This window comes from Pseudomonas sp. C7.1 (assembly GCF_056312395.1).
On the sequence record NZ_JBWDTL010000003.1, the window covers coordinates 3,279,548 to 3,303,546 of the forward strand.

At 58.3% G+C, this 23,999-nt stretch carries 19 protein-coding genes; 8 read left to right on the top strand and 11 right to left on the bottom strand.

What is annotated here, in order from left to right; translation table 11 throughout:
* Positions 1-3 precede the first annotated feature (3 nt).
* From AC0T4W_RS18745 to AC0T4W_RS18775, 7 genes are all read left to right on the top strand, one after another.
* On the top strand, positions 4-732 hold the full coding sequence (locus AC0T4W_RS18745; protein ID WP_476321556.1) for a class I SAM-dependent methyltransferase: 729 nt from the start codon (positions 4-6) through the stop codon (positions 730-732).
* Positions 729-1,247, top strand: coding sequence for a hypothetical protein (locus AC0T4W_RS18750; protein ID WP_476321558.1), 519 nt, complete (start codon positions 729-731; stop codon positions 1,245-1,247). Before AC0T4W_RS18745 ends, AC0T4W_RS18750 begins: the two co-directional genes overlap by 4 nt.
* Positions 1,247-2,497 (top strand): beta-ketoacyl-[acyl-carrier-protein] synthase family protein, encoded by a 1,251-nt coding sequence (locus AC0T4W_RS18755; RefSeq protein ID WP_476321559.1) that lies wholly within the window; start codon positions 1,247-1,249, stop codon positions 2,495-2,497. The genes AC0T4W_RS18750 and AC0T4W_RS18755 overlap by 1 nt, the downstream gene beginning before the upstream one ends.
* Positions 2,494-2,958: a hotdog family protein gene (locus AC0T4W_RS18760; protein WP_476321561.1), complete on the top strand. Its 465-nt coding sequence runs from the start codon at positions 2,494-2,496 to the stop codon at positions 2,956-2,958. Before AC0T4W_RS18755 ends, AC0T4W_RS18760 begins: the two co-directional genes overlap by 4 nt.
* Before the next feature lie 32 nt (positions 2,959-2,990).
* Positions 2,991-3,719, top strand: a complete 729-nt coding sequence (fabG, locus tag AC0T4W_RS18765) for a 3-oxoacyl-ACP reductase FabG (protein WP_476323798.1) — start codon at positions 2,991-2,993, stop codon at positions 3,717-3,719.
* Positions 3,719-4,954 (top strand): beta-ketoacyl-ACP synthase, encoded by a 1,236-nt coding sequence (locus AC0T4W_RS18770; protein ID WP_476321563.1) that lies wholly within the window; start codon positions 3,719-3,721, stop codon positions 4,952-4,954. The genes fabG and AC0T4W_RS18770 overlap by 1 nt, the downstream gene beginning before the upstream one ends.
* A 212-nt stretch (positions 4,955-5,166) precedes the next feature.
* Positions 5,167-5,610, top strand: coding sequence for an excinuclease (locus AC0T4W_RS18775; protein ID WP_476321565.1), 444 nt, complete (start codon positions 5,167-5,169; stop codon positions 5,608-5,610).
* A 176-nt stretch (positions 5,611-5,786) separates the two neighbouring features.
* Here the strand turns inward: AC0T4W_RS18775 and hemE are convergent, their stop codons facing one another.
* The 11 genes from hemE to AC0T4W_RS18830 all read right to left on the bottom strand — a co-directional run bounded on the left by hemE (position 5,787) and on the right by AC0T4W_RS18830 (position 21,378).
* Positions 5,787-6,854: a uroporphyrinogen decarboxylase gene (gene hemE / locus AC0T4W_RS18780; protein WP_476321567.1), complete on the bottom strand. Its 1,068-nt coding sequence runs from the start codon at positions 6,852-6,854 to the stop codon at positions 5,787-5,789.
* A 205-nt stretch (positions 6,855-7,059) separates the two neighbouring features.
* Positions 7,060-8,478: an FAD-dependent oxidoreductase gene (locus tag AC0T4W_RS18785; protein WP_275960459.1), complete on the bottom strand. Its 1,419-nt coding sequence runs from the start codon at positions 8,476-8,478 to the stop codon at positions 7,060-7,062.
* A 34-nt stretch (positions 8,479-8,512) separates the two neighbouring features.
* Entirely contained in the window at positions 8,513-12,961 is a 4,449-nt protein-coding gene (gene gltB / locus AC0T4W_RS18790; RefSeq protein ID WP_476321569.1) for a glutamate synthase large subunit, read from the bottom strand.
* A 240-nt stretch (positions 12,962-13,201) separates the two neighbouring features.
* A complete protein-coding gene (locus AC0T4W_RS18795) occupies positions 13,202-14,779 on the bottom strand; it encodes an AAA family ATPase (RefSeq protein WP_476321571.1) in 1,578 nt (525 codons plus the stop codon).
* 10 nt (positions 14,780-14,789) lie between these two features.
* Positions 14,790-15,893, bottom strand: coding sequence for a 3-dehydroquinate synthase (aroB, locus tag AC0T4W_RS18800; protein WP_476321573.1), 1,104 nt, complete (start codon positions 15,891-15,893; stop codon positions 14,790-14,792).
* A 51-nt stretch (positions 15,894-15,944) separates the two neighbouring features.
* Positions 15,945-16,463: a shikimate kinase AroK gene (gene aroK, locus AC0T4W_RS18805; RefSeq protein ID WP_476321575.1), complete on the bottom strand. Its 519-nt coding sequence runs from the start codon at positions 16,461-16,463 to the stop codon at positions 15,945-15,947.
* A gap of 4 nt (positions 16,464-16,467) precedes the next feature.
* A complete protein-coding gene (locus tag AC0T4W_RS18810; protein ID WP_476321577.1) occupies positions 16,468-18,546 on the bottom strand; it encodes a type IV pilus secretin PilQ in 2,079 nt (692 codons plus the stop codon).
* A gap of 54 nt (positions 18,547-18,600) precedes the next feature.
* Complete coding sequence (gene pilP / locus AC0T4W_RS18815) at positions 18,601-19,125, bottom strand: type 4a pilus biogenesis lipoprotein PilP (protein WP_476321579.1); 525 nt, start codon at positions 19,123-19,125, stop codon at positions 18,601-18,603.
* Positions 19,122-19,745, bottom strand: coding sequence for a type 4a pilus biogenesis protein PilO (pilO, locus tag AC0T4W_RS18820; protein WP_476321581.1), 624 nt, complete (start codon positions 19,743-19,745; stop codon positions 19,122-19,124). The genes pilP and pilO overlap by 4 nt, the downstream gene beginning before the upstream one ends.
* Positions 19,742-20,314: a PilN domain-containing protein gene (locus AC0T4W_RS18825; protein ID WP_476321583.1), complete on the bottom strand. Its 573-nt coding sequence runs from the start codon at positions 20,312-20,314 to the stop codon at positions 19,742-19,744. The genes pilO and AC0T4W_RS18825 overlap by 4 nt, the downstream gene beginning before the upstream one ends.
* Positions 20,314-21,378 carry a pilus assembly protein PilM gene (locus AC0T4W_RS18830; RefSeq protein ID WP_476321585.1) on the bottom strand — a complete coding sequence of 355 codons (1,065 nt, stop codon included), beginning with the start codon at positions 21,376-21,378 and terminating at the stop codon, positions 20,314-20,316. Before AC0T4W_RS18830 ends, AC0T4W_RS18825 begins: the two co-directional genes overlap by 1 nt.
* 181 nt (positions 21,379-21,559) lie before the next feature.
* Here AC0T4W_RS18830 and AC0T4W_RS18835 point away from each other — a divergent pair, with 181 nt between their 5' ends.
* Positions 21,560-23,977: a penicillin-binding protein 1A gene (locus AC0T4W_RS18835; RefSeq protein WP_476321586.1), complete on the top strand. Its 2,418-nt coding sequence runs from the start codon at positions 21,560-21,562 to the stop codon at positions 23,975-23,977.
* Positions 23,978-23,999: the final 22 nt, after the last annotated feature.

Consider the following 23,999-nt stretch of genomic DNA (forward strand, 5'->3'; position numbering starts at 1 on the left):
ATCATGAACAACCCGGCTTCCACCTACGTCGAGGAAACCCGCTTCGGCTTCTGGTTCTTGCAGAGCCACGTCTGGCAGCACCATGTGCTGCGTGTGGCGATCAATGACCTGCGCGGCCTGTTTGCCGGCCCGCTGCCAGAAGCGCCGGTACTGCTGGATGCCGGCTGCGGCCAGGGCAAGTCTTTCGGTCTGCTCAATGCGGCCTTTGCACCGGCGCGGATAATCGGCCTGGATGCCGACCCGCACAGCCTCGACTGCTCCCGCGCCGAAGCGGCACGCCTGGGCCTGGATGTGCAATTGATCGCCAGCGACTGCGCGGCCATCGACCTGCCAGATGCCAGCGTCGACCTGCTGTTCTGCCACCAGACCTTTCATCATCTGGTCGAACAGGAGCAGGCGCTGGCCGAATTCTGGCGTGTGCTCAAGCCGGGCGGCCGCTTGCTGTTTGCCGAGTCCACCCAGTACTACATCGACACCTGGGTGATCCGCTGGCTATTCCGCCACCCCATGCATGTGCAGAAAAGCGCCGAAGGCTATCTACAGATGCTGCGTAGCCAGGGCTTCACGTTCGCAACCCAGAATATCTCCTACCCCTATCTGTGGTGGAGCCGCTCCAAGGACTTCGGCCTGCTGGAACGCTGGGGGCTGCTAAAGCCCAAGCCGGTCGGTCAACGCAATGAAACCCTGGTCAATGTGGTGGCACGCAAGCCGCTGGAGGTAACCCCTGTATGAAACGTATCGCCCTACTTGGCCTAGTCCTGTTACTGAGCGCCTGCGCAACCCAAACGCCGCTGCCACTGAAACTCCCGCCTATATTGAGCGCACCTATATTTGGCGCCCCCCTGCCCGCCGCGCTGCGCGTCGAACGCCAGCAAGGCGACGACAAACAGACCTGGTGGCTGGTGGTGCAAACCGAGCAATCGGCACTGCGCTGGTCGCTGTTCGACCCCCTCGGCATGCCCCTGGCGCGACAACTGCTGGAAGATGGCGGCTGGCGCGCCGATGGCGTGTTGCCGCCCAATAAGGAAGCAAAGGAGCTGTTCGCGGCCCTGCTGTTTGCCCTGACGCCCACCGAGGCCTTGTCTGACAGCTATGCGCCCGGCGTCTGGGTGCAACTGCCTGACGGGCAGCGCCGACTGCACCCGCACTGGCTGATCGACTATCGCGCGCCCCTGGACTTCACCCTGCGCCAGGGTGAGACCCTGAGCTACCGAATCTATACCCTCGCCGACCACGAGATCCCCTGATGGCGGTTTACCTCAACGCATTGGGCCTTAACTGCGCCCTCGGCCAAGGCAAGCAGGCGGTGGCGACAGCGCTGTTTGCCGGCGATAGCAGCGGTATGCAGGCGCAAACCGGCTGGGTGGCCGAGCGGTCGCTGACCGTTGGCGCCGTGCCTGGCGACCTGCCTGAGTTACCGGGGCTGCCGGGCCATCCGCCGAGCCGCAATAATCAACTACTGCTGGCCGCCGCACTTGAGATTGAGCCAGAAGTGCGCGCCGCGATTGAGCGCTTTGGCACCGAACGTATCGCCGTAGTCCTCGGCACCAGCACCTCGGGTATCGAAGAAGCCAGCCGAAGCATCGCCACTTACCTTAAAGAGGGCGCGTTACCGGCGCACTATGACTACGCCCAGCAGGAACTGGCTGAACCGGCGAACTTTCTCAGTGACTGGCTGGGCCTGAGCGGGCCGTGCTTTAGCATCTCCACCGCCTGCACGTCCGGAGCGCGGGCGCTGCTTAGCGCGCAGCGTCTGCTTAACCTAGGCGTGTGTGATGCGGTGATCTGTGGCGGCGTGGACAGCCTGTGCCGCCTGACCCTCAACGGCTTTTCCGCCCTGGAAGCCGTCTCGGCCGAGCGCTGCAATCCGTTTTCGGTTAATCGCCATGGCATCAATATCGGCGAGGGTGCTGCACTCTTTCTTATGACCAAAGAACCTGGCCCCCGCAGTGCTCTAGCAATCACCCTCCTCGGCGTCGGTGCCTGCTCGGATGCCCACCATATTTCCGCACCGCAGCCCGATGGCCTCGGTGCCCAGGCGTCGATGCGCAAAGCCCTAACGGCTGCCGGAATCAACGCCGATCAGGTCGACTACCTGAACCTGCACGGCACCGCCACCACCCACAACGACGCCATGGAAAGCCAGGCCGTACAGGCGATCTTCCCGCACGGGATTCCCTGCTCATCCAGCAAGCCCATGGTCGGCCACACCCTCGGCGCCGCCGGTGCGCTGGAAGCCGCCTTCTGCTGGCTGACCCTCAGCCCACACAACCCAGAGCAGTTGCTACCCCCGCACCTGTGGGACGGCCAGGCTGACCCGGCATTGCCGGCGCTAAACCTGGTACAGCCCGGAACCCGCTTGAGCAATAGCCGCCCACGCCGGCTGATGAGCAATTCCTTCGCCTTTGGCGGCAACAATATCAGCCTGATTCTCAGTGAAGAGATGGGTGAAGAGCCCAGTGAAGAACAGAGCGAAGCGCCAGGAGAACCCGCATGAGCCAATGGCCAATCGCCGAACTGATCCCCCACGCCGCCAATATGATCCTGATCGATCAGGTGCTGCGTTTTGGCGACGAGGACATCGAAACCCAGCTTTGCGTGCGCGACGGCGGGCTGTTTAATCTGGAAGACGGCAGCCTGCCGGCCTGGGTTGGCATCGAACTGATGGCGCAAAGCGTCGCCGCTTACGCCGGCTGCCAGGCGCGCCTGCGCGGTGAGCCAGTGGAATTGGGCTTTTTGCTCGGCACGCGCAAGTACGAGTGCAACGTCGAACGCTTCCCGGCAGGCAGCCTGCTGCATATCCACGCCAGCCGCTCGCTGCAGGATGACAACGGCATGGGCGTATTCGAATGCCAGCTGCGCGGCCCCGGCATCGAGGCCTTGGCCCGCCTTAACGTATTCCGCCCACCCCAGGTGGCCAGCTATCTTCAGGAAGAATTTGAGGGAACGCAGCCATGAGCGAACAAGCAGCCGTGAGCGAAAGCAAAGCCATAAGCGAAACCATTCTGGTCACAGGCTCCAGCCGTGGCATCGGCCGGGCGATTGCCCTGCGCCTGGCCAAGAGCGGCTATGACATCGTGCTGCACTGCCGCGCCCGCCGCGAGGAAGCCGAAGCGGTGCAGGCGCAAATTGTTGAGATGGGCCAGCAGGCGCGCATCCTGCAGTTCGACGTCTCCGACCGCGCCGCCTGCCGCGAAGCGCTGGAAGTCGATGTCGAGCAACACGGTGCCTATTACGGCGTGGTGTGCAACGCCGGCCTGACCCGCGACGGTGCCTTCCCGGCGCTCTCCGAGGACGACTGGGACATCGTGATGCGCACCAACCTGGACGGTTTCTATAACGTGTTGCATCCGCTGACCATGCCCATGGTGCGGCGGCGCAAGGCCGGGCGCATCGTCTGCATCACCTCGGTGTCCGGGCTGATCGGCAACCGCGGCCAGGTCAACTACAGCGCCTCCAAGGCCGGCATCATCGGCGCCGCCAAGGCCTTGGCGATCGAGCTGGGCAAGCGCAAGATCACGGTCAACTGCGTGGCGCCGGGGCTGATCGATACCGAGATTCTCGATGCCGATGTGCCGGTCGAGGAAATCCTCAAGATGGTCCCGGCGCAGCGCATGGGCACCCCGGAAGAAGTGGCCGGCGCGGTGAATTTTCTGATGTCCGAGGAGGCGGCCTACATTACCCGCCAGGTCCTCGCAGTGAACGGCGGGCTGTGCTGATGAGCGGATGCAAACGGGTGGTAGTCACCGGCATGGGCGGCGTGACCTCGCTGGGCAGCGACTGGCCAACGATTGAGGCCAACTTCAAGGCCGGCAAGAGCGGCATCCGCTACATGCACGAGTGGGACAGATTCAGTGAGCTGAACACCCGCCTCGGCGGCCCGGTGGATGATTTCGTGCAACCCAAGCACTGGAACCGCAAGCAGACCCGCAGCATGGGCCGCGTTTCCAAGCTGGTGGTGTACGCCGCCGAGCGTGCTCTGGAGCATGCCGGCCTGCTCGGCGACGAGTCGATCAAGGACGGTCGGATGGGCGTAGCCTGCGGCTCTTCCACCGGTAGCACCGAGGAGATCAAGGCCTTCGGCAATATGCTGCTCAACTCGGTGGCCGACGGCCTGAATGCCAACTCCTATATCCGCATGATGCCGCACACCACGGCGGCCAATATCAGCATCTTCTTCGGCCTCAAGGGCCGCCTGATCCCCACCTCCAGCGCCTGCACCAGCGGCAGCCAGGGCATTGGCTACGCCTATGAGGCGATCAAGTTCGGCCGCCTACCGATGATGCTCGCTGGCGGTGCCGAGGAACTCTGCCCCACCGAGGCCATGGTCTTCGATGCGCTGTACGCCACCAGCCTGAAAAACGATGCCCCGCACACCTCGCCACGCCCCTACGACAGCGGCCGCGATGGCCTGGTGATCGGCGAAGGCGCCGGCATTCTGGTCCTCGAAGAGCTGGAACACGCCCTGGCCCGTCGCGCGACCATCCATGCCGAAATCGTCGGCTTTGGCTGCAATTCCGACGGCCAGCACGCCACCAAACCGGTGCAGGCGACCATGCGCGGGGCGATGCAACTGGCACTGCAGGATGCCGGTTTGCAGCCCTCCGCCATCGGTTACGTCAACGGCCACGGCACGGCCACCGAGCAGGGCGATGTGGCGGAAACTCTGGCCACTCAGGAACTGTTCGGCAGCCAGATGCCGATCAGCTCGCAGAAGAGCTACTTCGGCCACACCCTGGGGGCTTGCGGCGCGCTGGAGTCCTGGTTCAGCATCGAAATGATGAACTCAGACAGCTATGTGCCAACCCTGAACCTGGACAATATCGACCCGGCCTGCGGCGAGCTGGACTACCTGCGCGGTGAATTCCGCCAGATGAGCCATCAGTACGTGATGAACAACAACTTCGCCTTTGGCGGGGTGAATACGTCGCTGATCTTCAAACGCTGGGCTTGAGAGGCTGTTCAATATCTGCTGCGCGTCGGCCCTGCTACGTTAAAAGCAGGCTCGGAATGCTCATTTACAGCAGTAAACTCCGCTTCCTCGCCTGCTTTTGCCTTGCATGGCTCTAGCTCGCAAGACATTGAACGAGCCCTCAGAAGCAGCCGGATTACACTGATTTTTTGCGCAATACCCTGACCAGAAACTCACAAGAAAGGAGTCACCCGATGAAAGCCAAGAACTGGATCCTTGCTGCAGCCTGCCTGAGCTTGTTGCCAGCCGTTAGTCAGGCCCGTGACACCACTCACTTTTTGCCGTTCGACGCGGTTGTGCAGGAAGCCCTGAATGCCGGCCGCCTCGACGGTAGCGTGAAGTTCTACCTGGCGGGCAACAAGCCAGCCGGCGCGGTCAACGTGGTCAAATCCGGCGTCACCACCAGCAAGAAGACCAACGCTTTCAACAAGACTGACGAGGGCGCCTGCTCCTGGGCACTGCAGTCGGCGCTGATCACCTTCCAGAACGCCGCTAAGGCCGCCGGTGCCAACGCCGTGGTTGATCTGGCCAGCAACTACAAGAACGTCGAGTACAAAGACAGCCAGAAGTACGAATGCCACGCTGGCGCGATCATGGCGGGCGTAGCGCTCAAGGGAAACCTGGCCAATGTCAAATAAGCCGGCGCCGTTACAGCGCGCGCTGCAATCGGCGTAAAGCCTTGAGACTCGCACTAAAGACCAAGGCCGCTTATGCGGCCTTTGTCTTATGCGCGCCGTAGGAGCGGCTGGGCGGCACTCCGCCATGCCCTCGCTAACGCTTTCGCGGCCATGGGCCGCTCCTACAAGTTACGTAACTAGTTGTGGTACTGAGCCGACAACTCATGCACTGCTTCAAAGAAGGCACCGGCATGGGCAGGATCGACTTCCGGGGTGATGCCGTGGCCGAGGTTAAACACCTGGCCGCTGCCATGACCATAAGCGGCTAGGATGCGCCCGACTTCGGCACGAATCGCCGCCGGGTTGGCGTATAGCACGCTCGGGTCCATATTGCCTTGCAGCGCCACCTTGTTACCGACGCGGGCACGGGCGCTGCCGATATCGCAGGTCCAGTCCAGGCCCAGGGCCTCGGCGCCGGTCTCGGCCATGGATTCCAGCCACAGGCCGCCACCCTTGGTGAACAGAATCACCGGCACCCGGCGGCCGTCGTGCTCGCGGATCAGGCCGTCGATGATCTTCTGCATATAGGCCAGGGAGAACTCCTGATAGGCCGCCGCCGACAGCGAACCGCCCCAGGAATCGAAGATCTGTACCGCCTGCGCGCCAGCTTTAATCTGGCCGTTGAGGTAGGCGGTGACCGACTGCGCCAGCTTATCGAGCAGCGCGTGCATGGCCTGCGGATTGTCGTAGAGCATGGCCTTGGACTTGCGGAAGTCCTTCGACGAGCCGCCTTCAACCATATAGGTAGCCAGGGTCCAGGGGCTGCCGGTAAAGCCGATCAGCGGCACGCGGCCATTCAGTTCGCGGCGGATGGTACGTACGGCCTCCATCACGTAGCCCAGATCCTGCTCCGGATCAGGAATCGGCAGCGCCTCGATATCGGCCATGCTGCTGATGACCTTCTTGAAGCGCGGGCCTTCGCCGGTTTCGAAATACAGGCCCTGGCCCATGGCATCGGGGATGGTCAGGATATCGGAGAACAGAATTGCTGCGTCCAGCTGCGGGTAACGGTCCAGCGGCTGGATGGTGACCTCACAGGCCAGTTCCGGGTTCTTCATCAGCTTGACGAAATCACCGGCCTTGGCACGAGTGGCGCGGTACTCCGGCAGGTAACGACCGGCCTGACGCATCATCCACACCGGGGTGACGTCGACAGGTTGCTTGAGCAGAGCACGAAGGAAGCGGTCGTTCTTCAGGGCGGTCATAACAATTCCCGAGACATGGAAGGCAGCAAAAAAGTGCGGGCATTTTCGCAGACCACAAAACAAAAGGCACGGCGAGCGCCGTGCCTTTTGTCTATAGGGTCAATTTGTCGCGGACGGACGTAGGATGGGTTAGCCGAAGGCGTTACCCATCAAAAACATGATGGGTATCGCTGCGCTCAACCCATCCTACGCCGGCATTAACAGGTCAGACCCCGAGGTAATCCAAGATACCTTCGGCGGCATTACGGCCTTCGAAAATCGCCGTGACCACCAGGTCAGAACCGCGCACCATATCGCCACCGGCGAAGATCTTCGGATTGCTGGTCTGGTGCTTGAACTGGCTCTGCTCCGGCGCGACCACACGGCCCTGGCTGTCGGTTTCGATCTTGAAATCGCTGAACCAGGCAGCCGGGCTTGGGCGGAAGCCGAAGGCGATCAGCACGGCTTCTGCCGGGATGATTTCCTCGGAACCGGGGATCGGCTCGGGGCTGCGTCGGCCACGGGCATCCGGCTCGCCGAGACGGGTCTCGACCACTTTCACGCCTTCAACCTTGTCTTCACCAACGATGGCGATGGGCTGGCGGTTGAAGAGGAACTTCACGCCTTCTTCCTTGGCGTTCTTCACTTCCTTGCGCGAGCCCGGCATGTTTTCTTCGTCGCGGCGATAGGCGCAGGTCACCGACTTGGCGCCCTGGCGGATCGAGGTGCGGTTGCAGTCCATCGCGGTGTCGCCGCCGCCGAGGACGACGATGCGCTTGCCCTTCATGTCGATAAAGTCTTCCGCGTTCTTCTCGAAACCGAGGTTGCGGTTGACGTTGGCGATCAGGAAATCCAGCGCATCAGTAACGCCCGGCAGGTCTTCACCGGGGAAGCCGCCCTTCATATAGGTGTAGGTGCCCATGCCCATAAACACGGCATCGTACTCATCCAGCAGTTGCTGCATGGTGATGTCTGTGCCGATCTCGGTGTTCAGGCGGAACTCGACGCCCATGCCGGTGAAGACTTCGCGGCGATTGCTCAGCACGCTCTTCTCCAGCTTGAACTCGGGAATACCGAAGGTCAGCAGACCACCGATCTCCGGGTTCTTGTCGAACACCACCGGGGTCACGCCGTTGCGCACCAGTACGTCGGCGCAGCCCAGGCCAGCAGGGCCGGCACCGATCACCGCAACGCGTTTGCCAGTCGGCACCACGCGCGACATATCCGGGCGCCAGCCCATGGCGAAGGCCGTGTCGGTGATGTACTTCTCCACCGAGCCGATGGTCACCGCGCCGAAGCCGTCGTTCAGGGTGCACGCACCCTCGCACAGACGGTCCTGCGGACACACGCGGCCGCAGACTTCCGGCAGGGTGTTGGTCTGGTGCGACAGTTCAGCGGCGGCGAGGATATTGCCCTCGGACACCAGCTTCAGCCAGTTGGGAATGAAGTTGTGCACCGGGCACTTCCATTCGCAATAGGGGTTGCCGCAGCCCAGGCAACGGTGCGCCTGGTCGGCCGCTTGCGCAGGTTTGAAGTTGTCGTAGATCTCGACGAACTCTTTCTTACGCTGACGCAACAGTTTCTTCTTCGGGTCTTTGCGCCCGACTTCGATGAACTGGAAGTCGTTATTCAGACGTTCAGTCATTGCAATACCTCATCAAACCACTTCAGGCGCATTCTTATTGCGGGTTGGCACGGGTGCTGGAGAGCAACGACTTCAGGCTTGCCGCCTTCGGTTTGACCAGCCAGAACTTGCGCAGGTAGTCGTCCAGGTTTTCCAGCAGGTTGATGCCCCACTCACTCGATGTTTCCTGGACGTACTCGACAAGCACGCGCTCCAGGTGGCTACGGTAAGCCTCCATCGACTCATTGTTGATCCGCTGAATTTCCACCAGCTCGTGGTTAACGCGGTCGTAGAAGCTGTTATCCAGGTCGAGCACGTAGGCGAAACCGCCGGTCATGCCGGAACCGAAGTTGTAGCCGGTTTTGCCCAGTACGCAGACAAAGCCGCCAGTCATGTATTCGCAGCAATGGTCGCCCGTGCCTTCCACTACGGTGTGCGCACCGGAGTTACGCACGGCGAAACGCTCGCCCGCAGTACCAGCGGCGAACAACTTGCCGCCAGTGGCACCGTACAGGCAGGTGTTGCCGATAATGGCGCTGTCCTGGGTTTTGAACGGGCTGCCTTTCGGCGGGGTGATCACCAGCTTGCCGCCGGTCATGCCCTTGCCGACGTAGTCGTTGGCGTCGCCTTCCAGGTACAGGTTCAGGCCACCGGCGTTCCACACACCGAAGCTCTGGCCCGCAGTGCCCTTGAAGCGGAAGGTGATAGGCGCCTTGGCCATGCCCTGGTTGCCGTGTTTACGGGCGATTTCGCCGGAAACACGGGCACCGATGGAACGGTCACAGTTGCAGATGTCCAGCTCGAACTCGGCACCGCTGGCAGCCTCAATTGCAGGCTTAGCCAGCTCGACCATCTTCTCGGCCAGCAGCCCTTCGTCGAACGGCGGGTTGCGGTCAACCAGGCAGAACTGCGGCTTGTCGGCCGGAATGTGGTCGCTGCCGAGCAGCGGCGTCAGGTCCAGATGACCCTGCTTGGCGGTTTCGCCCGGCAGCATTTCCAGCAGATCGGTACGCCCGATCAGCTCTTCCAGGCTACGTACGCCCAGCTTGGCCAGCCACTCGCGGGTTTCTTCGGCGACATAGGTGAAGAAGTTCATCACCATCTCGACCGTGCCGATGAAGTGATCCTTGCGCAGCTTGTCGTTCTGCGTGGCCACGCCGGTGGCGCAGTTGTTCAGGTGACAGATACGCAGGTATTTGCAGCCCAGGGCGATCATCGGCGCAGTACCAAAGCCGAAGCTTTCGGCACCGAGGATGGCGGCCTTGATTACGTCAAGGCCGGTCTTCAGGCCGCCGTCGGTCTGTACCCGCACCTTGCCGCGCAGGTCGTTGCCGCGCAGGGTCTGGTGGGTTTCGGCCAGGCCGAGTTCCCACGGCGCACCGGCGTACTTGATCGAGGTCAGCGGCGATGCGCCGGTACCACCGTCGTAACCGGAGATGGTGATCAGGTCGGCATAGGCCTTGGCCACACCGGCGGCGATGGTGCCGACACCGGCTTCCGCCACCAGTTTGACCGACACCAGCGCAGCCGGATTGACCTGTTTAAGGTCATAGATCAGCTGCGCCAGGTCTTCGATGGAATAGATGTCATGGTGGGGCGGAGGCGAAATCAGGGTCACGCCCGGTACTGCGTAACGCAGCTTGGCGATCAGGCCGTTGACCTTGCCGCCCGGCAGCTGGCCGCCTTCGCCAGGCTTGGCGCCCTGGGCCACCTTGATCTGCAGCACTTCGGCGTTGACCAGGTATTCCGGGGTCACGCCGAAACGGCCGGTGGCCACCTGCTTGATCTTCGAGCTGCGCACGGTGCCGTAACGGGCCGGGTCTTCGCCGCCCTCACCGGAGTTTGAGCGCGCGCCCAGGCGGTTCATCGCCTCGGCAATGGCTTCATGGGCTTCTGGCGACAGCGCGCCGAGGGAAATCCCGGCGGAGTCGAAACGCTTGAGAATCTCACCCAGCGGCTCAACCTGATCCAGCGCCAATGGCTGATCGGCCAGCTTCAGTTGCAGCAGGTCGCGCAGCATCGACACCGGACGGGTGTCGACCAGGGTGGTGTATTCCTTGAACTTCTCGTAGCTGCCCTGCTGCACAGCCGCCTGCAGGGTGTTGACCACATCCGGGTTGTAGGCGTGGTACTCGCCGCCATAGACGAACTTGAGCAGACCACCTTGCTGGATCGACTTACGCGCGTTCCAGGCTTCGGCCGCCAGCAGCTTCTGCTCGTTTTCGATATCGACGAAGCGCGCGCCCTTGATGCGGCTGGCCACACCCCGGAAGCACAGCTCGGTGACGCCATCGGCCAGGCCGACCGCTTCAAACAGCTGCGCACCACGGTAGGACGCAACGGTGGAGATCCCCATCTTCGACAGGATCTTCAGCAGGCCTTTGGAGATGCCTTTGCGGTAGTGCTTGAACACTTCATACAGATCGCCCAGCACTTCGCCGGTGCGAATCAGGTCGCCCAGCACTTCATACGCAAGGAACGGGTAAACCGCCGAGGCGCCGAAGCCGAGCAGCACGGCATAGTGGTGCGGGTCGCGGGCAGTGGCGGTCTCGACCAGGATGTTGCAGTCGCAACGCAGACCTTTCTCGGTCAGACGGTGGTGAATTGCACCGGTAACCAGGGAGGCGTGGGCCGGCAGCTTGCCTGGGGCGATATGACGGTCAGACAGAACCAGCAGCACCTTACCGGCGCGCACGGCTTCTTCAGCCTGATCGGCCATATTGCGCACGGCGGCTTCCAGGCCAAGCGACTCATCGTAGTTCATGTCGATCAGCTGACGCTCGAAGCCTGGGCGATCCAGGTTCATCAAGGCGCGCCACTTGGCCGGCGAAATCACCGGGCTGCTGAGAATCACCCGTGCGGCGTGCTCTGGCGACTCTTCGAAGATATTGCGCTCGGCACCGAGGCAGATCTCCAGCGACATGACGATGGCTTCACGCAGCGGGTCGATCGGCGGGTTGGTGACCTGAGCGAACTGCTGACGGAAATAGTCATAGGGCGAGCGCACGCGCTGGCTCAAAACCGCCATCGGCGTGTCGTCACCCATGGAGCCGACTGCTTCCTGACCTTGCTCGCCCAGCGGACGCAGCACCTGATCACGCTCCTCGAAGGTGACCTGGTACATCTTCATGTACTGCTTGAGCTGGTCGACGTCGTAGAACGCCGAACCATGGTCGCGGTCTTCCAGGGTCGCCTGAATGCGCTGGGCACTCTTGCGCATCCACTGTTTGTAGGGGTGACGCGACTTCAGACGGTTGTCGATATCGTCGCTGCCGAGGATCTGCCCGGTTTCGGTGTCCACCGCGAGAATCTGCCCCGGACCGACGCGGCCCTTGGCCAATACGTCCTCGGGTGCGTAGTTCCACACACCGATTTCCGAGGCCAGGGTGATGTAACCATTCTTGGTGGTGACCCAGCGCGCCGGACGCAGACCGTTACGGTCGAGGAGGCACACGGCATGGCGGCCATCGGTGAGTACCACACCGGCGGGACCATCCCAGGGCTCCATGTGCATGGAGTTGTATTCGTAGAACGCGCGCAGGTCGGCGTCCATGGTTTCAACGTTCTGCCAGGCTGGCGGAATCAGCATGCGCACGCCACGGAACAGGTCGATGCCGCCGGTGACCATCAGCTCAAGCATGTTGTCCATGCTTGAAGAGTCAGAACCCACGCGATTGATTAACGGGCCAAGCTCGTCAAGATCAAAGATTTGGTCGTTCGCGAACTTAGGACGACGTGCCTGCGCCCAGTTGCGGTTACCGGTGATGGTGTTGATTTCACCGTTGTGCGCCAGAAAGCGGAACGGCTGAGCCAGCGGCCACTTCGGCAGGGTGTTGGTGGAGAAGCGCTGGTGGAATACGCAAATGGCGGTCTGCAGGCGCTCATCACCCAAGTCTGGGTAGAACTGCTGCAGGTCGGCCGGCATCATCAGGCCTTTGTAGATGATGGTCTTGTGCGAAAAGCTGCAGATGTAGTGATCGCTGTCAGCGGCGTTGGCCACCGAAGAGCGGCGGCGAGCGCTGAACAGCTTGATCGCAAATTCCTGATCGGACAGGCCTTCGCCGCCGATAAACACCTGCTCAATCTGCGGCAGACGCTCAAGCGCCAGGCGGCCGAGCACGCTGGTGTCGATTGGCACCTTGCGCCAGCCGACCAGGCTCAGGCCAGCCGCGAGGATCTCGCGATTCATGTTTTCGCGGGCGGCTTCGGCTTTAGCCGGGTCTTGGTTGAGGAACACCATGCCCACGGCGTACTGCTTGGGCAGTTCGGCAGCAAAGTGCTGCTGGGCCATGGCCCGCAGGAAAGCATCAGGCTTCTGGATCAGCAGACCGCAACCGTCACCGGTTTTACCGTCGGCGTTGATCCCGCCACGGTGGGTCATGCATGTCAGGGCTTCAATCGCGGTCTGCAGCAGGTGATGGCTAGCCTCACCCTGCATATGGGCGATAAGGCCGAAGCCGCAGTTATCCTTGAACTCATCAGGACGGTACAAACCTGCTTTCATAGGGACTCTCACCAGACGGCCTATCACAAGGCAATTACTTTCTAATTCAACCACTTACCATGCGCGCAGGACTAAACCCCAGCTTTGCGCAGGCGAAAGGGCAGTCATTGTACATACCGACCTAGGCCGTCACAAACCTTAGTGACGAAGCCGTGAAAAAATATGTCGCGAAAACGAAGGATAAGACCGGAAGGTCGTGGTAGCGACCGACCGGTCAGCGCAAGCGCTGAAGTGTATCAGCTAGCGCGCCTGGGCAATCTCTTGCTGAATGCCCGCGAAGTTACGCGGCCAAGGCTTACCAGCCTGAACCTTGACAGGCAGGGCCCGCAAGGCCGCCTGCGCCGCATCACGCGTGGCAAAGCTGCCATAGGTCACCACATACAGCGGCTTACCCTGGTGCTGCTTCTTGAAATAGCGGTAGTCCGCACCATTGGCTTTTACAAAAGCCTGCGCACCACTTTCCAATCGAGCCCCGAGAATCTGCAGGGTATAACGCGAACCCGCCTGCGCGGCATACCAATCACCACCAGCGGCAGGTTTGACCGCAGCGACCGGTGCTTGTGGCTTAATTGGCGGCGGCACTGCGGCCACCACTGGCGCAACCGGCTTGACCACCGGCGCAGCCGGCGGAGCAACCACAGGTGCAACCCTGGCCGGCTCAGACACCACAGGCGCAACCGGAGCACTTGCCGCCGCAGCCGGCTCAGGCGCGACATCCGCAGCACCTGAAGCACCCGCAGCATCAGCTTCTTCCGCACCACTCAAACTAGCCGCCTGCGCCAAAGGCTCACGAATAACGGGCTGCGCCTCACCCACTAAAGGCAGCGGCAGTGGCTGATTGGCACCCTCGAACTGAATCGCGGGTGCAACCGCAGCAGCAGGAGCGGCCGGTTCCGCAACCACCGCAGGCGGAGGCGCTTCACCGAGTGGCAACTGTGCAATTACCGGCGCCTCAACATCCTCAACCACTCGCCCCTGCATAAACCAGGCAGCCAGCACACCGATAGCCACCACACACAGAGCCAGCAAATGCTTGCGCGGCAAGTTGAAAGCAAAACCTCCACGACTCGCCGCGCCACGCTGCGCCAGCATTGCTTCAACCAACGACTCGTGCGCGACCTGATTGATTACCCCTGGCCAACCAGCAGACTGCTCATGAATATCCGCAATCTGCTCATCACTCAAAACCTCAATACCCTGCCCCGCCCCCTCAAGACGCTGAGCCAGATACTCGCGCGTTTCATCCTCGCTATAAGGCTGCAACTCGATGACGTGAAAGCACTCATCGCCCGCCGCCACATGCTCAAGGCGTGGCAGCAGCTGCGAATCGGCAAACAGGAAAACATGAGGGCGACCTTCAGCATTGCCGACAGCCAGACTCAGCAAGCTGGTCAGCGCCGCATCACTGAGATCCTCGGCATCATCAACCAGCACGTAGACTTCCTGCCCGGTCAGCGCTAATTGCCCGACCTGCGCCAGAATGGCCGGCAACTCCGGCCGCTGCACCTGCAGCCCCTGCGCGACCTGACGCAAAATGCTTGCAGGGTCCGAAGCACCCTTGGCGGACACCACCACACTCTGCACAGCCTGCTTATTAGTACTGGCTACCAGCGCCTGGCGCAGCAGGGTTTTACCACTGCCATCCGGGCCACTGACCACCAGCAACAGCTGGCTATAGCGCGCCAGGTGATGCAGCTGGCCCAGCACCGGCTTACGCTGCGCCGGAAAAAACTTGAACCCCGGTACCCGAGAAGCAAAGGGGTCGTGAGTAAAGTGGTAATGATCGAGAAACGCCTCGTCAGCATGCAGACTGGTCATGGGACACTCGTTAATTTTTAAGCTGAGCCAGCTGCGTCGCATAATCTGCGCTCAGCGTGGCATTCAAAATTTCCCGGGGAAAATCACCGGTTACAACCGCCTCACCCAAGCCGCGCAACAACACTAGGCGCAGCTTGCCATCAAGGACCTTCTTGTCGACCGCCATATGCTCCATAAAGTCCTCAGGCGTCATATCCTCAGGCGGAGTAACCGGCAAGCCCGCAGCAACAAACAACCGAACGGCGCGCTCACGTTCAGCCGCACTAATCCAGCCAAGGCGCTCGGACATATCCAACGCCATAACGGTGCCAGCCGCCACTGCCTCACCATGCAACCAGACGCCATAGCCCTGATGAGTCTCGATGGCATGACCGAAGGTATGACCCAAATTCAACGTGGCGCGCACCCCCGATTCGCGCTCATCCGCTGCGACAACACGAGCCTTGGCCGCACAGGAATGAGCAATTGCTGCGGTCAGGGCCTCCTGATCAAGGGCACGCAATGCAGGCATATGCTCCTCAAGCCAGGATAGGAATGGCTCATCGCAGATCAAACCGTATTTGATCACCTCAGCCAAACCAGCAGACAACTCACGCGCAGGCAAGGTAGCCAGCGTGGCGGTATCAATCAACACGGCTTGCGGTTGGTAAAAGGCACCCACCATGTTCTTGCCTAATGGGTGGTTGATGCCGGTTTTGCCACCAACCGATGAATCGACCTGCGACAGCAGCGTGGTCGGCACCTGGATAAAGTTCACACCGCGCTGGTAACAGGACGCAGCAAACCCCGCCATATCACCAATTACTCCGCCGCCCAACGCAATAACAGTCGTGCGCCGGTCATGCCGTGCGCCGAGCAATCCATCAAAAACCAGCTGCAGAGTTTCCCAGGTCTTATAACTCTCGCCATCAGGCAAAACTATGGAGGTAACGGCGTACCCTGCAAGCGAACGCTCAAGCGCAGCAAGATAAAGGGGAGCAACTGTCTCATTGGTCACTATCGCGACTTGCCGACCCACAATGTGCGCCGCCAACAAATCATCGCGGGACAACAGCTCAGCACCGATATAGATCGGGTAGCTGCGCTCACCAAGATCGACATGAAGAGTTTGCATAAAGCCCCCAGGTTAAAAAGGGCCCTAGGATAGCGCAGTTCAGCCTGCGCTTTAACGGGGAGAAAGCGCCTCAAGACGCTCAAGGATCTCTTGCACCACCAAACGAGGCGGACGCTCGTCGGTTTCGACTACCACATCAGCGATTTCACGGTAGAGCGGATCACGAACAGCCAACAGATCAGCCAAAACCTTACCCGGATCTACCGCCCGCAACAGCGGACGATTGCGATCACGCGAAGTACGATCAACCTGCTGCTCGACGGATGCATGCAGATAAACCACATGACCACCACGCCTTAGGGCAACACGGTTTTCTGCACGCACAACCGCGCCACCACCGGTGGCCAAAACCATACCGTTCACATCACAAAGCTCTGCGATTACCGCCTGCTCACGCTCACGAAACCCCTGCTCACCCTCAACATCAAAGATCCAAGGAATATCCGCACCCGTACGCTGCTCAATCTCTTTATCAGAGTCTTTGAACGGCAACCGCAACTCTTTAGCAAGCAAACGCCCGATGGTACTTTTACCAGCCCCCATCGGGCCAACGAGGATCAAGTTTCGCACTGAATCAACGATCCACCGCGATGGCTTGGTTGTTCATGATGCGCGGGGTGATAAAGATAAGCAGCTCTGTCTTAGTATCCCGAACAACGTCACTACGGAAAAGCCGCCCAGCAAAGGGCAAGTCACCCAAGAAAGGCACCTTTTCAACATCTTTAACCTGGGTATTACTGAACACACCGCCCAACACAATGGTTTCGCCATCATTGACAAGAACCTTGGCATTCACCTCATTTTTGTCGATTGCAGGAACACCATCACCCGCACCTATAGGTGCGTCTTTCGTAACCTTGACTTCCATCATAATGCGATTATCTGGCGTGATCTGCGGCGTCACTTCTAACGACAGCGCCGCCTCCTTGAATGAGGTACTCGTTGCACCACTGGAAGAGGCTTCCTGATAAGGAATTTCTGTGCCCTTGATAATCTTGGCAGTTTCTTTATCGGACGTCACAACCTTTGGTTGAGAAACCACCTCGCCATTATTTGTGCTTTCCATGGCGGATAGCTCAAGGTCAAGAATGGTGTTATTGGTAATAAACCCAATACCTATACCGGAAGAGCCAGCCACGCCAAGATCAACAAAGTTACCAAGCGCTGGCAATGGATTTTGAACTCCTGCGTTCTGACCATAACCCGGCGAGCCGGGGCGGGCGTTACTGCGTCCGCCCGCAACAAAATTACCATCCCCGACCCTGGCACCGCGCCAATTAACACCCAAGGACTTTTCATAACCCACGTTGGCTTCCACGATACGCGCCTCAATCATGACCTGGCGCACAGGAATGTCTAATTGGGCAACGATACGACGGAGTTCATCAATACGATCTTGTGTTTGGTAGGCAATAATACTGTTAGTACGATCATCTACAGTTATAGAACCTCGATCATCTGCAGTGCCATCCGCACTTGTTACGGACTGAAATAACTTAGCCATATCCGATGCTTTCGCATAATTAACCTGCATCAACTCCCGACGCAAAGGAGCCAGCTCGGCAATCTGCTTCTGCGATTCAAGCTCTTGACGCTCGCGTGCGGCGATTTCGTCAGCCGGAGCAACCAACAGCACATTACCGACCTTACGCTTGTCCAATCCTTTCGTTTTTAGAACCAAGTCCAAGGCTTGATCCCAAGGCACGTTTTGCAAGCGCAGGGTAATATTGCCACTGACAGTATCACTGGCCACTAAGTTCAAATCAGTAAAATCAGCAATTAGCTGCAGCACCGAGCGAACATCAATATCCTGAAAATTCAAAGAAAGCTTTTCGCCTGTGTAGGCAAAGCTCTCACTTTTACGCTTGTCGACCTCGTCCTGGGTCAAAGGCTTGATGCTTAGCGTCAACTTATTATCTGTTTGATAGGCAAGATAATCATAACTACCTGTCGGCTCGATAATAATACTTGCCTGACCATTAGAACCTGCAGCGCTCACAAACTGCACTGGCGTTGCAAAATCCTTAACATCCAGACGAACGCGCAACGCTTCGGGGAGCTGTGTTTTAGCAAAATTCAATCGAATTTTACCGCCCTGATCCTGAATGTCAGGGTTCACAGATGCATCAGATAATGTAATAACAACATTACCCTCGCCCTGCTCACCCCGCTGAAAATCTATATTACTAATGGCTCTTTCTTGCGATGCATAAATTTTTGAAGGCGCAGAAACAGGAGCAATTGCCTGCGAAAGTGCAGCAGGCGTGGGCCTGGTACCTTCCCCCACAACTACAAAAAGCGTATTACCTTCAGCCCGAGTGCTATATGGCGATAAATCAGTAAGATTGATAATTAAACGGGTGCGATCCTTAGCCTCAACCACAGTCACACTTCGTGCATTGCCCACACCAAGCTCTTTATTCTTCACGCCTAGCTTGTTTGCAACACCAGGCAAATCAAGAGCGATTCGCGCTGGCTGCTCGATTGTATAGCCTCGGGGTGCAAGCACGGGCTCATCAAAAGTCAGCTTCAACTCCACTCTATCGCCAGGCAACGCAGCCACATCAAGTGCTTGCAAATCAGCGGCCAATAGACAAGGTGAGAAAAATACTGCCAATAGAGAATGGCTAAGGCGCGAAAAAGAGCTGTTCATTAGAAGGTTCCGTTGGGCAGACCGATTATTTTTCTTCATAGCTAATTCACTCAATTAAGAGCGCTCCTTAAGGGAGAGGCTGCGCGGGCGCTCCAACCAACCGCCCTCACCATCTGGGACAATCTCAACAACATCAATTCTTGCATCATCAATGGCCAAAATACGGCCGTGATTACGGCCCAAATAGTCACCCACGCGTACCCGGTGAACGCCGCTGGAGCCGCCAATCAAAGCAAAGGTGCCACTGTCATTGGCTAACGTCCCAACCATCTGGAACGTTTCTATATTGAAGTCCTCGAGAAACTGCTTAACCCTTGACTCATCAGGCTTGACATCAACTGAGCCTTTCTGGCGACTAGCCAAATCAATTTTTACGGGCGGCTGAAAGGGGTTGCGCAGGGAAGCAGCTCCATAAGTAAAACTTTCATATGGCTGAAATTTCGGTGACGGCTCAATTGAACCCTTAGGGCGGGCACGCACCTCGTCCATATAAGCTTGCAGATCAGAAAAGTCTCGACTAGCGCCACAACCGCTAACCAACAAAACAGAAAAAAACAGAAAGGGTAAATAAATTTTCATTTCGCCACCCCTTTATCGTTATAACGATACGTTTTCGCTAAGATACTCATCCTCAGTGTTGTAACCCCATCAACCTCAACCGGGACAAGATCAAAATCATGCAAGGTAACAATTCTAGGCAAGCTCGCCACACCACTAACAAAAGTAGCAAGATCATGATAAGTACCCACTACTTTTATCTGAATCGGGAGCTCTATGTAAAACTGCTGCATAGATTCGGGCAAAAGCTTTATTTCTTCAAACTCCAGACCACTGCCTAAGCCTGTCCGAGTAATATCTTCCAGCAGACCCGGAACCTCAGTATCACTGGGCAGCTGTTTTAATAAAGCGCCGAACGAAACCTCCATTTCCTGCATCTGTTCCTTATATGCATCTAGATTAGCTGCCTGGTAGGCTTTACTGGAGAACTGCTCTTTAAGGGACACCTCTTGGCTCTGCTGCATTTCCAACTGAGCCTGTAGGTCTTTCAAGTGAAAGTTGTAACCCAAAGCCACAATAACTACAAACAAGACAAAACCAGCAATAACTTTTACTGCTGCAGGCCATGAACCAACGTTATTAAAATCAAGATCGCTAAAGTCAATTTTGCGCAGACCTTCCAGCGAATCACTAAGGCTCATTGCTTAGCCTCCTCTGTCGTCAGCTCAGGTAGGGTTTGCTGAACACTTAGCTTAAATATATTTGCCTGATCAACCGCACCCGCCGTAACAGACTTCACCTCAGTCAGATTTGGAGCAGTTAACCAACCAGAAGAATCGAGATTACGCATCAAATTAGATACACGATTGTTTGACTCGGCTGCGCCAACGATTGCAATATTCTTTGCAGTCATCTTCACGCCCGTAAAATACACGCCATCTGGCAGGGTTCTAACTAGCTGATCGAAGACGCGCCCAATAACCGGCCGATTGCCCTGCAAATCCTGAATAATTTTCATTCGTTCAAGAAGCTGTTGACGACGGGTTTTCAGCTCACTGATTTCTTTAATTCGCGTGTCAAGAACAGTAATTTCCTTACGAACAAATTCATTTCGGGCATTCTGCTGCTCTATTGCCCCACTGAGATACTGATCGCCGAGAAATACAGCGCCAGCAGCCACAACAAAGACACCAGCAAGCGTTACCAAAAAGCGCTGCTTGCGCTCTTCGCGTAGTTGCTCGCGCCAGGGTAGAAGGTTAATCCGCGCCATTAGTCGAAACTCCTCATCGCCAGACCACAGGCAATCATCAAGGCTGGCGCATCGCTGGCGAGCGCCCCAGCGTTGACCTTGCCGCTCAGCGCCATTTCAGCGAATGGATTGGCAACCAATGTCTGGGTACCGATTTTCTGCTGAATCAAACGATCAAGATCTGGAATAGACGCGGTGCCGCCAGCCAACAGGATGTAATCGACATCATTAAATTGACCTGCGGCGAAGAAGAACTGCAGGGAGCGAGCAACCTGCTGAACCACGGCCTCTTTGAATGGCTGCAGCACTTCGCTGTCATAGTCATCCGGTAAGCCGCCCTGCTTCTTGGCAAGACCAGCTTCCTCCACGGACAAGCCATAACGACGTTGAATTTCTTCGGTGAGCTGTTTACCGCCAAACAGCTGCTCACGGGTATAGATAGTGCGACCGTTGTGCAGGACGCTGAGCGTGGTCATGGTTGCGCCAATATCGACAACCGCAACGGTCAGCTCATCACGATCGCCACCAAGCTGATCAATCAACAGTCCGTATGCCCGCTCAAGCGCATAAGCCTCAACATCGACCACTTTGGCGGTAAGGCCGGCGAGTGCCAAAGCCGCCTCGCGGACTTCAACGTTCTCCTTGCGGCAAGCGGCAAGCAGCACTTCGACACGATCAGCATTGCGCGCGGACACACCCTGCACCTCGAAGTCGATGGCAACTTCTTCCAGCGGATAGGGGATGTACTGGTCGGCCTCAATCTTCAGTTGATTGTCAAGCTCATCATCAGAAAGCCCAGCTTCCATTTCGATGGTCTTGGTAATCACCGCAGAACCCGCCACCGCTACTGCCACAGTTTTTACACCGCTTTTGGCTTTGGCGAGCACGCGTGAAAGGGCCTGCCCCACTCCTTCCAGCTCGGCGATGTTCTTTTCGACCACCGCGTTTGGCGGGAGCGGCTCGACTGCGTAAGCCTCTACCTTGTAGCGGCTTCCGGAGCGGCTCAATTCGAGGAGCTTGACGGAGGTCGAACTGATATCGATCCCGAGTAGCGTATTCGCTTTCTTATTGAAGAGCCCTAGCACGACCGATTTCCTATTGGCATCCGCGACTTACGGACTATTTATGTTTTTTCACATTAAATAACAGTCTTGACAGAAGCGCAAATGGCTACCCAGCAAAAAAACCGCTTATAATGTGATCAGTTTTTCTCTTTTAACCTTGCGTTTCGCTTAACCCGTTCTTTTATCTGGAAATCCAAAAATCTTGATGCGTCTTTTGCGTTTTTTTTGCTGGTCTTGCCTCGCCGCTTTTTGTGGCCTGGTGCTCAGTTTCAGCGGGGCCTTCCTCTATCTTAGCCCTAGCCTCCCATCCGTCGAATCTTTGCGCAGCATTCAGCTGCAGATTCCCCTGCGCGTTTATAGCAGCGATGCCAAGCTGATTGCCGAATTTGGGGAAATGCGGCGCTCGCCAATCGCCTTTGCGGATATCCCCCAGGACTTCATCAGCGCCTTACTGGCAGCCGAAGACGACAATTTTGCCAACCATTATGGCGTCGACCTTACCAGCCTGATGCGCGCTGCAACGCAAATCTTGAAAAGCGGGCAAATTCAAACCGGCGGCAGCACCATTACCATGCAGGTGGCGAAGAACTTCTTCCTCACTAGCGAAAGAAGTTTTTCGCGCAAGATCAACGAGATACTTCTAGCTCTGCAAATTGAACGGGAGCTCAGTAAGAACGAAATTCTTGAACTTTACGTGAACAAGATTTACCTCGGTAACCGCGCCTACGGCATCGAGGCTGCCGCCCAGGTTTACTACGGAAAATCTATTCGCGAGGCTAGCCTTGCCCAAATGGCCATGATTGCCGGCCTGCCAAAAGCCCCTTCACGCTTCAACCCCCTGGTGAACCCAACCCGTTCGATGGAGCGCCGCGACTGGATTCTCGGACGCATGCACAGTCTTGGTCGTATAGACCGGCAGCGCTACGAAGAAGCACTCGCCGAGCCAATTAATGTTAGCTACCACGTCCCAACGCCCGAACTGGTAGCGCCTTATATCGCCGAAATGGCGCGCGCTGAAATGGTCGGGCGATACGGCAGCGAGGCCTATACCGATGGCTTTAACGTCACCACTACGGTCTCCAGCGAGCTGCAGCTCGCCGCCAATTCGGCAGTCCGCGAAGGCCTGATTGCTTACGATCAGCGCCACGGCTATCGCGGCCCGGAAAGCCGACTGCCAGGCATGGCCAAGGAAAATTGGCAGATTGAGCTAAACAAGCAAACCTCTCTCGGCGGCCTGGAGCCGGCCATTGTCACAGGCGTGGAAAAAAGCGGGATCATGGTCCTGCTGCGTGACGGAGAAGAACACGCCGTAGCCTGGGACAGCATGAAATGGGCGCGCCCATTCCTGAATACCAACAGCCTAGGCCCCCGCCCGCAGCAGCCCGCCGATGTCAGCCAGACCGGTGACATGATCCGCGTGCAACGCCAGGAGGACGGCAGCCTGCGCTTCGTTCAGCTGCCCGCAGCGCAAAGTGCCCTGGTATCACTGGATCCGAATAATGGTGCCATTCGCGCCCTGGTCGGCGGCTTCTCCTTTGAGCAGAGCAACTACAACCGCGCTGCACAAGCCAAGCGCCAGCCGGGTTCGAGCTTCAAACCCTTTGTGTACAGCGCCGCGCTGGATAAAGGCTACACCGCCGCCACCCTGGTGAATGACGCGCCGATTGTGTTCGCTGACGATGCACTGTCGCAGGTATGGCGACCGAAGAATGACAACAACACCTTCCTCGGCCCGATCCGCCTGCGCGAAGCCTTGTACCGCTCGCGCAACCTGGTATCCATTCGCCTACTGCAGGACCTCGGCATCACCAGCACCCTGAGCTATATCGAGCGCTTTGGGTTCGAGAAGAAGGACCTGCCGCCTAATCTATCCCTGGCGCTGGGCACCGCGAGCCTCACGCCAATGGAAATCGCCGAGGGCTGGAGCGTGTTTGCCAGCGGCGGCTACAAGACCGAGCCTTATTTGATCGAACGGATCGAAGACCGCACTGGCAAGCAGCTGTTCAATGCCAACCCCGCGCAAACCCCGACCGGCATTGCCCAGCGCGCAGAACATAGCAACGCCGTGCAACTCAGCGTCGGCGAGCAGCCAGCACCATCGGAGCCGGTGCTTGCCGAGCAGATCATCGACGAGCGCACTGCATACATCATGACCAGCATGCTCCAGGACGTGATCAAGCGCGGCACTGGTCGCCGTGCCATGGCCCTGGGCCGCGATGACCTTGCAGGAAAAACCGGCACCACCAACGAGTCGAAAGACAGCTGGTTCTCCGGCTATAACGCGGACTACATCACCACGGTCTGGGCCGGTTTCGATCAACCAGAAAGCCTTGGCCGCAACGAGTATGGCGGCACCGTGGCCCTGCCGATCTGGATGAGCTATATGGCCGCTGCCCTGAAGGACAAGCCGAGTCACTCGCTGGCAGAACCCGAAGGCCTGCTAACCTTACGCATCGACCCACACAGCGGCCGTGCGGCCACACCCGATACGCCGAACGCCTATTTCGAGCTGTTCAAAAGTGAAGACTCGCCGCCACCCATGGGCGAGTTTGAGCCAGGCACGTATATACCGGGTAGCCCGCTACCGGCTGATGAGTCCGCGCCAATCGACCTGTTCTAAACGACTAGACGCCTATAGCGAC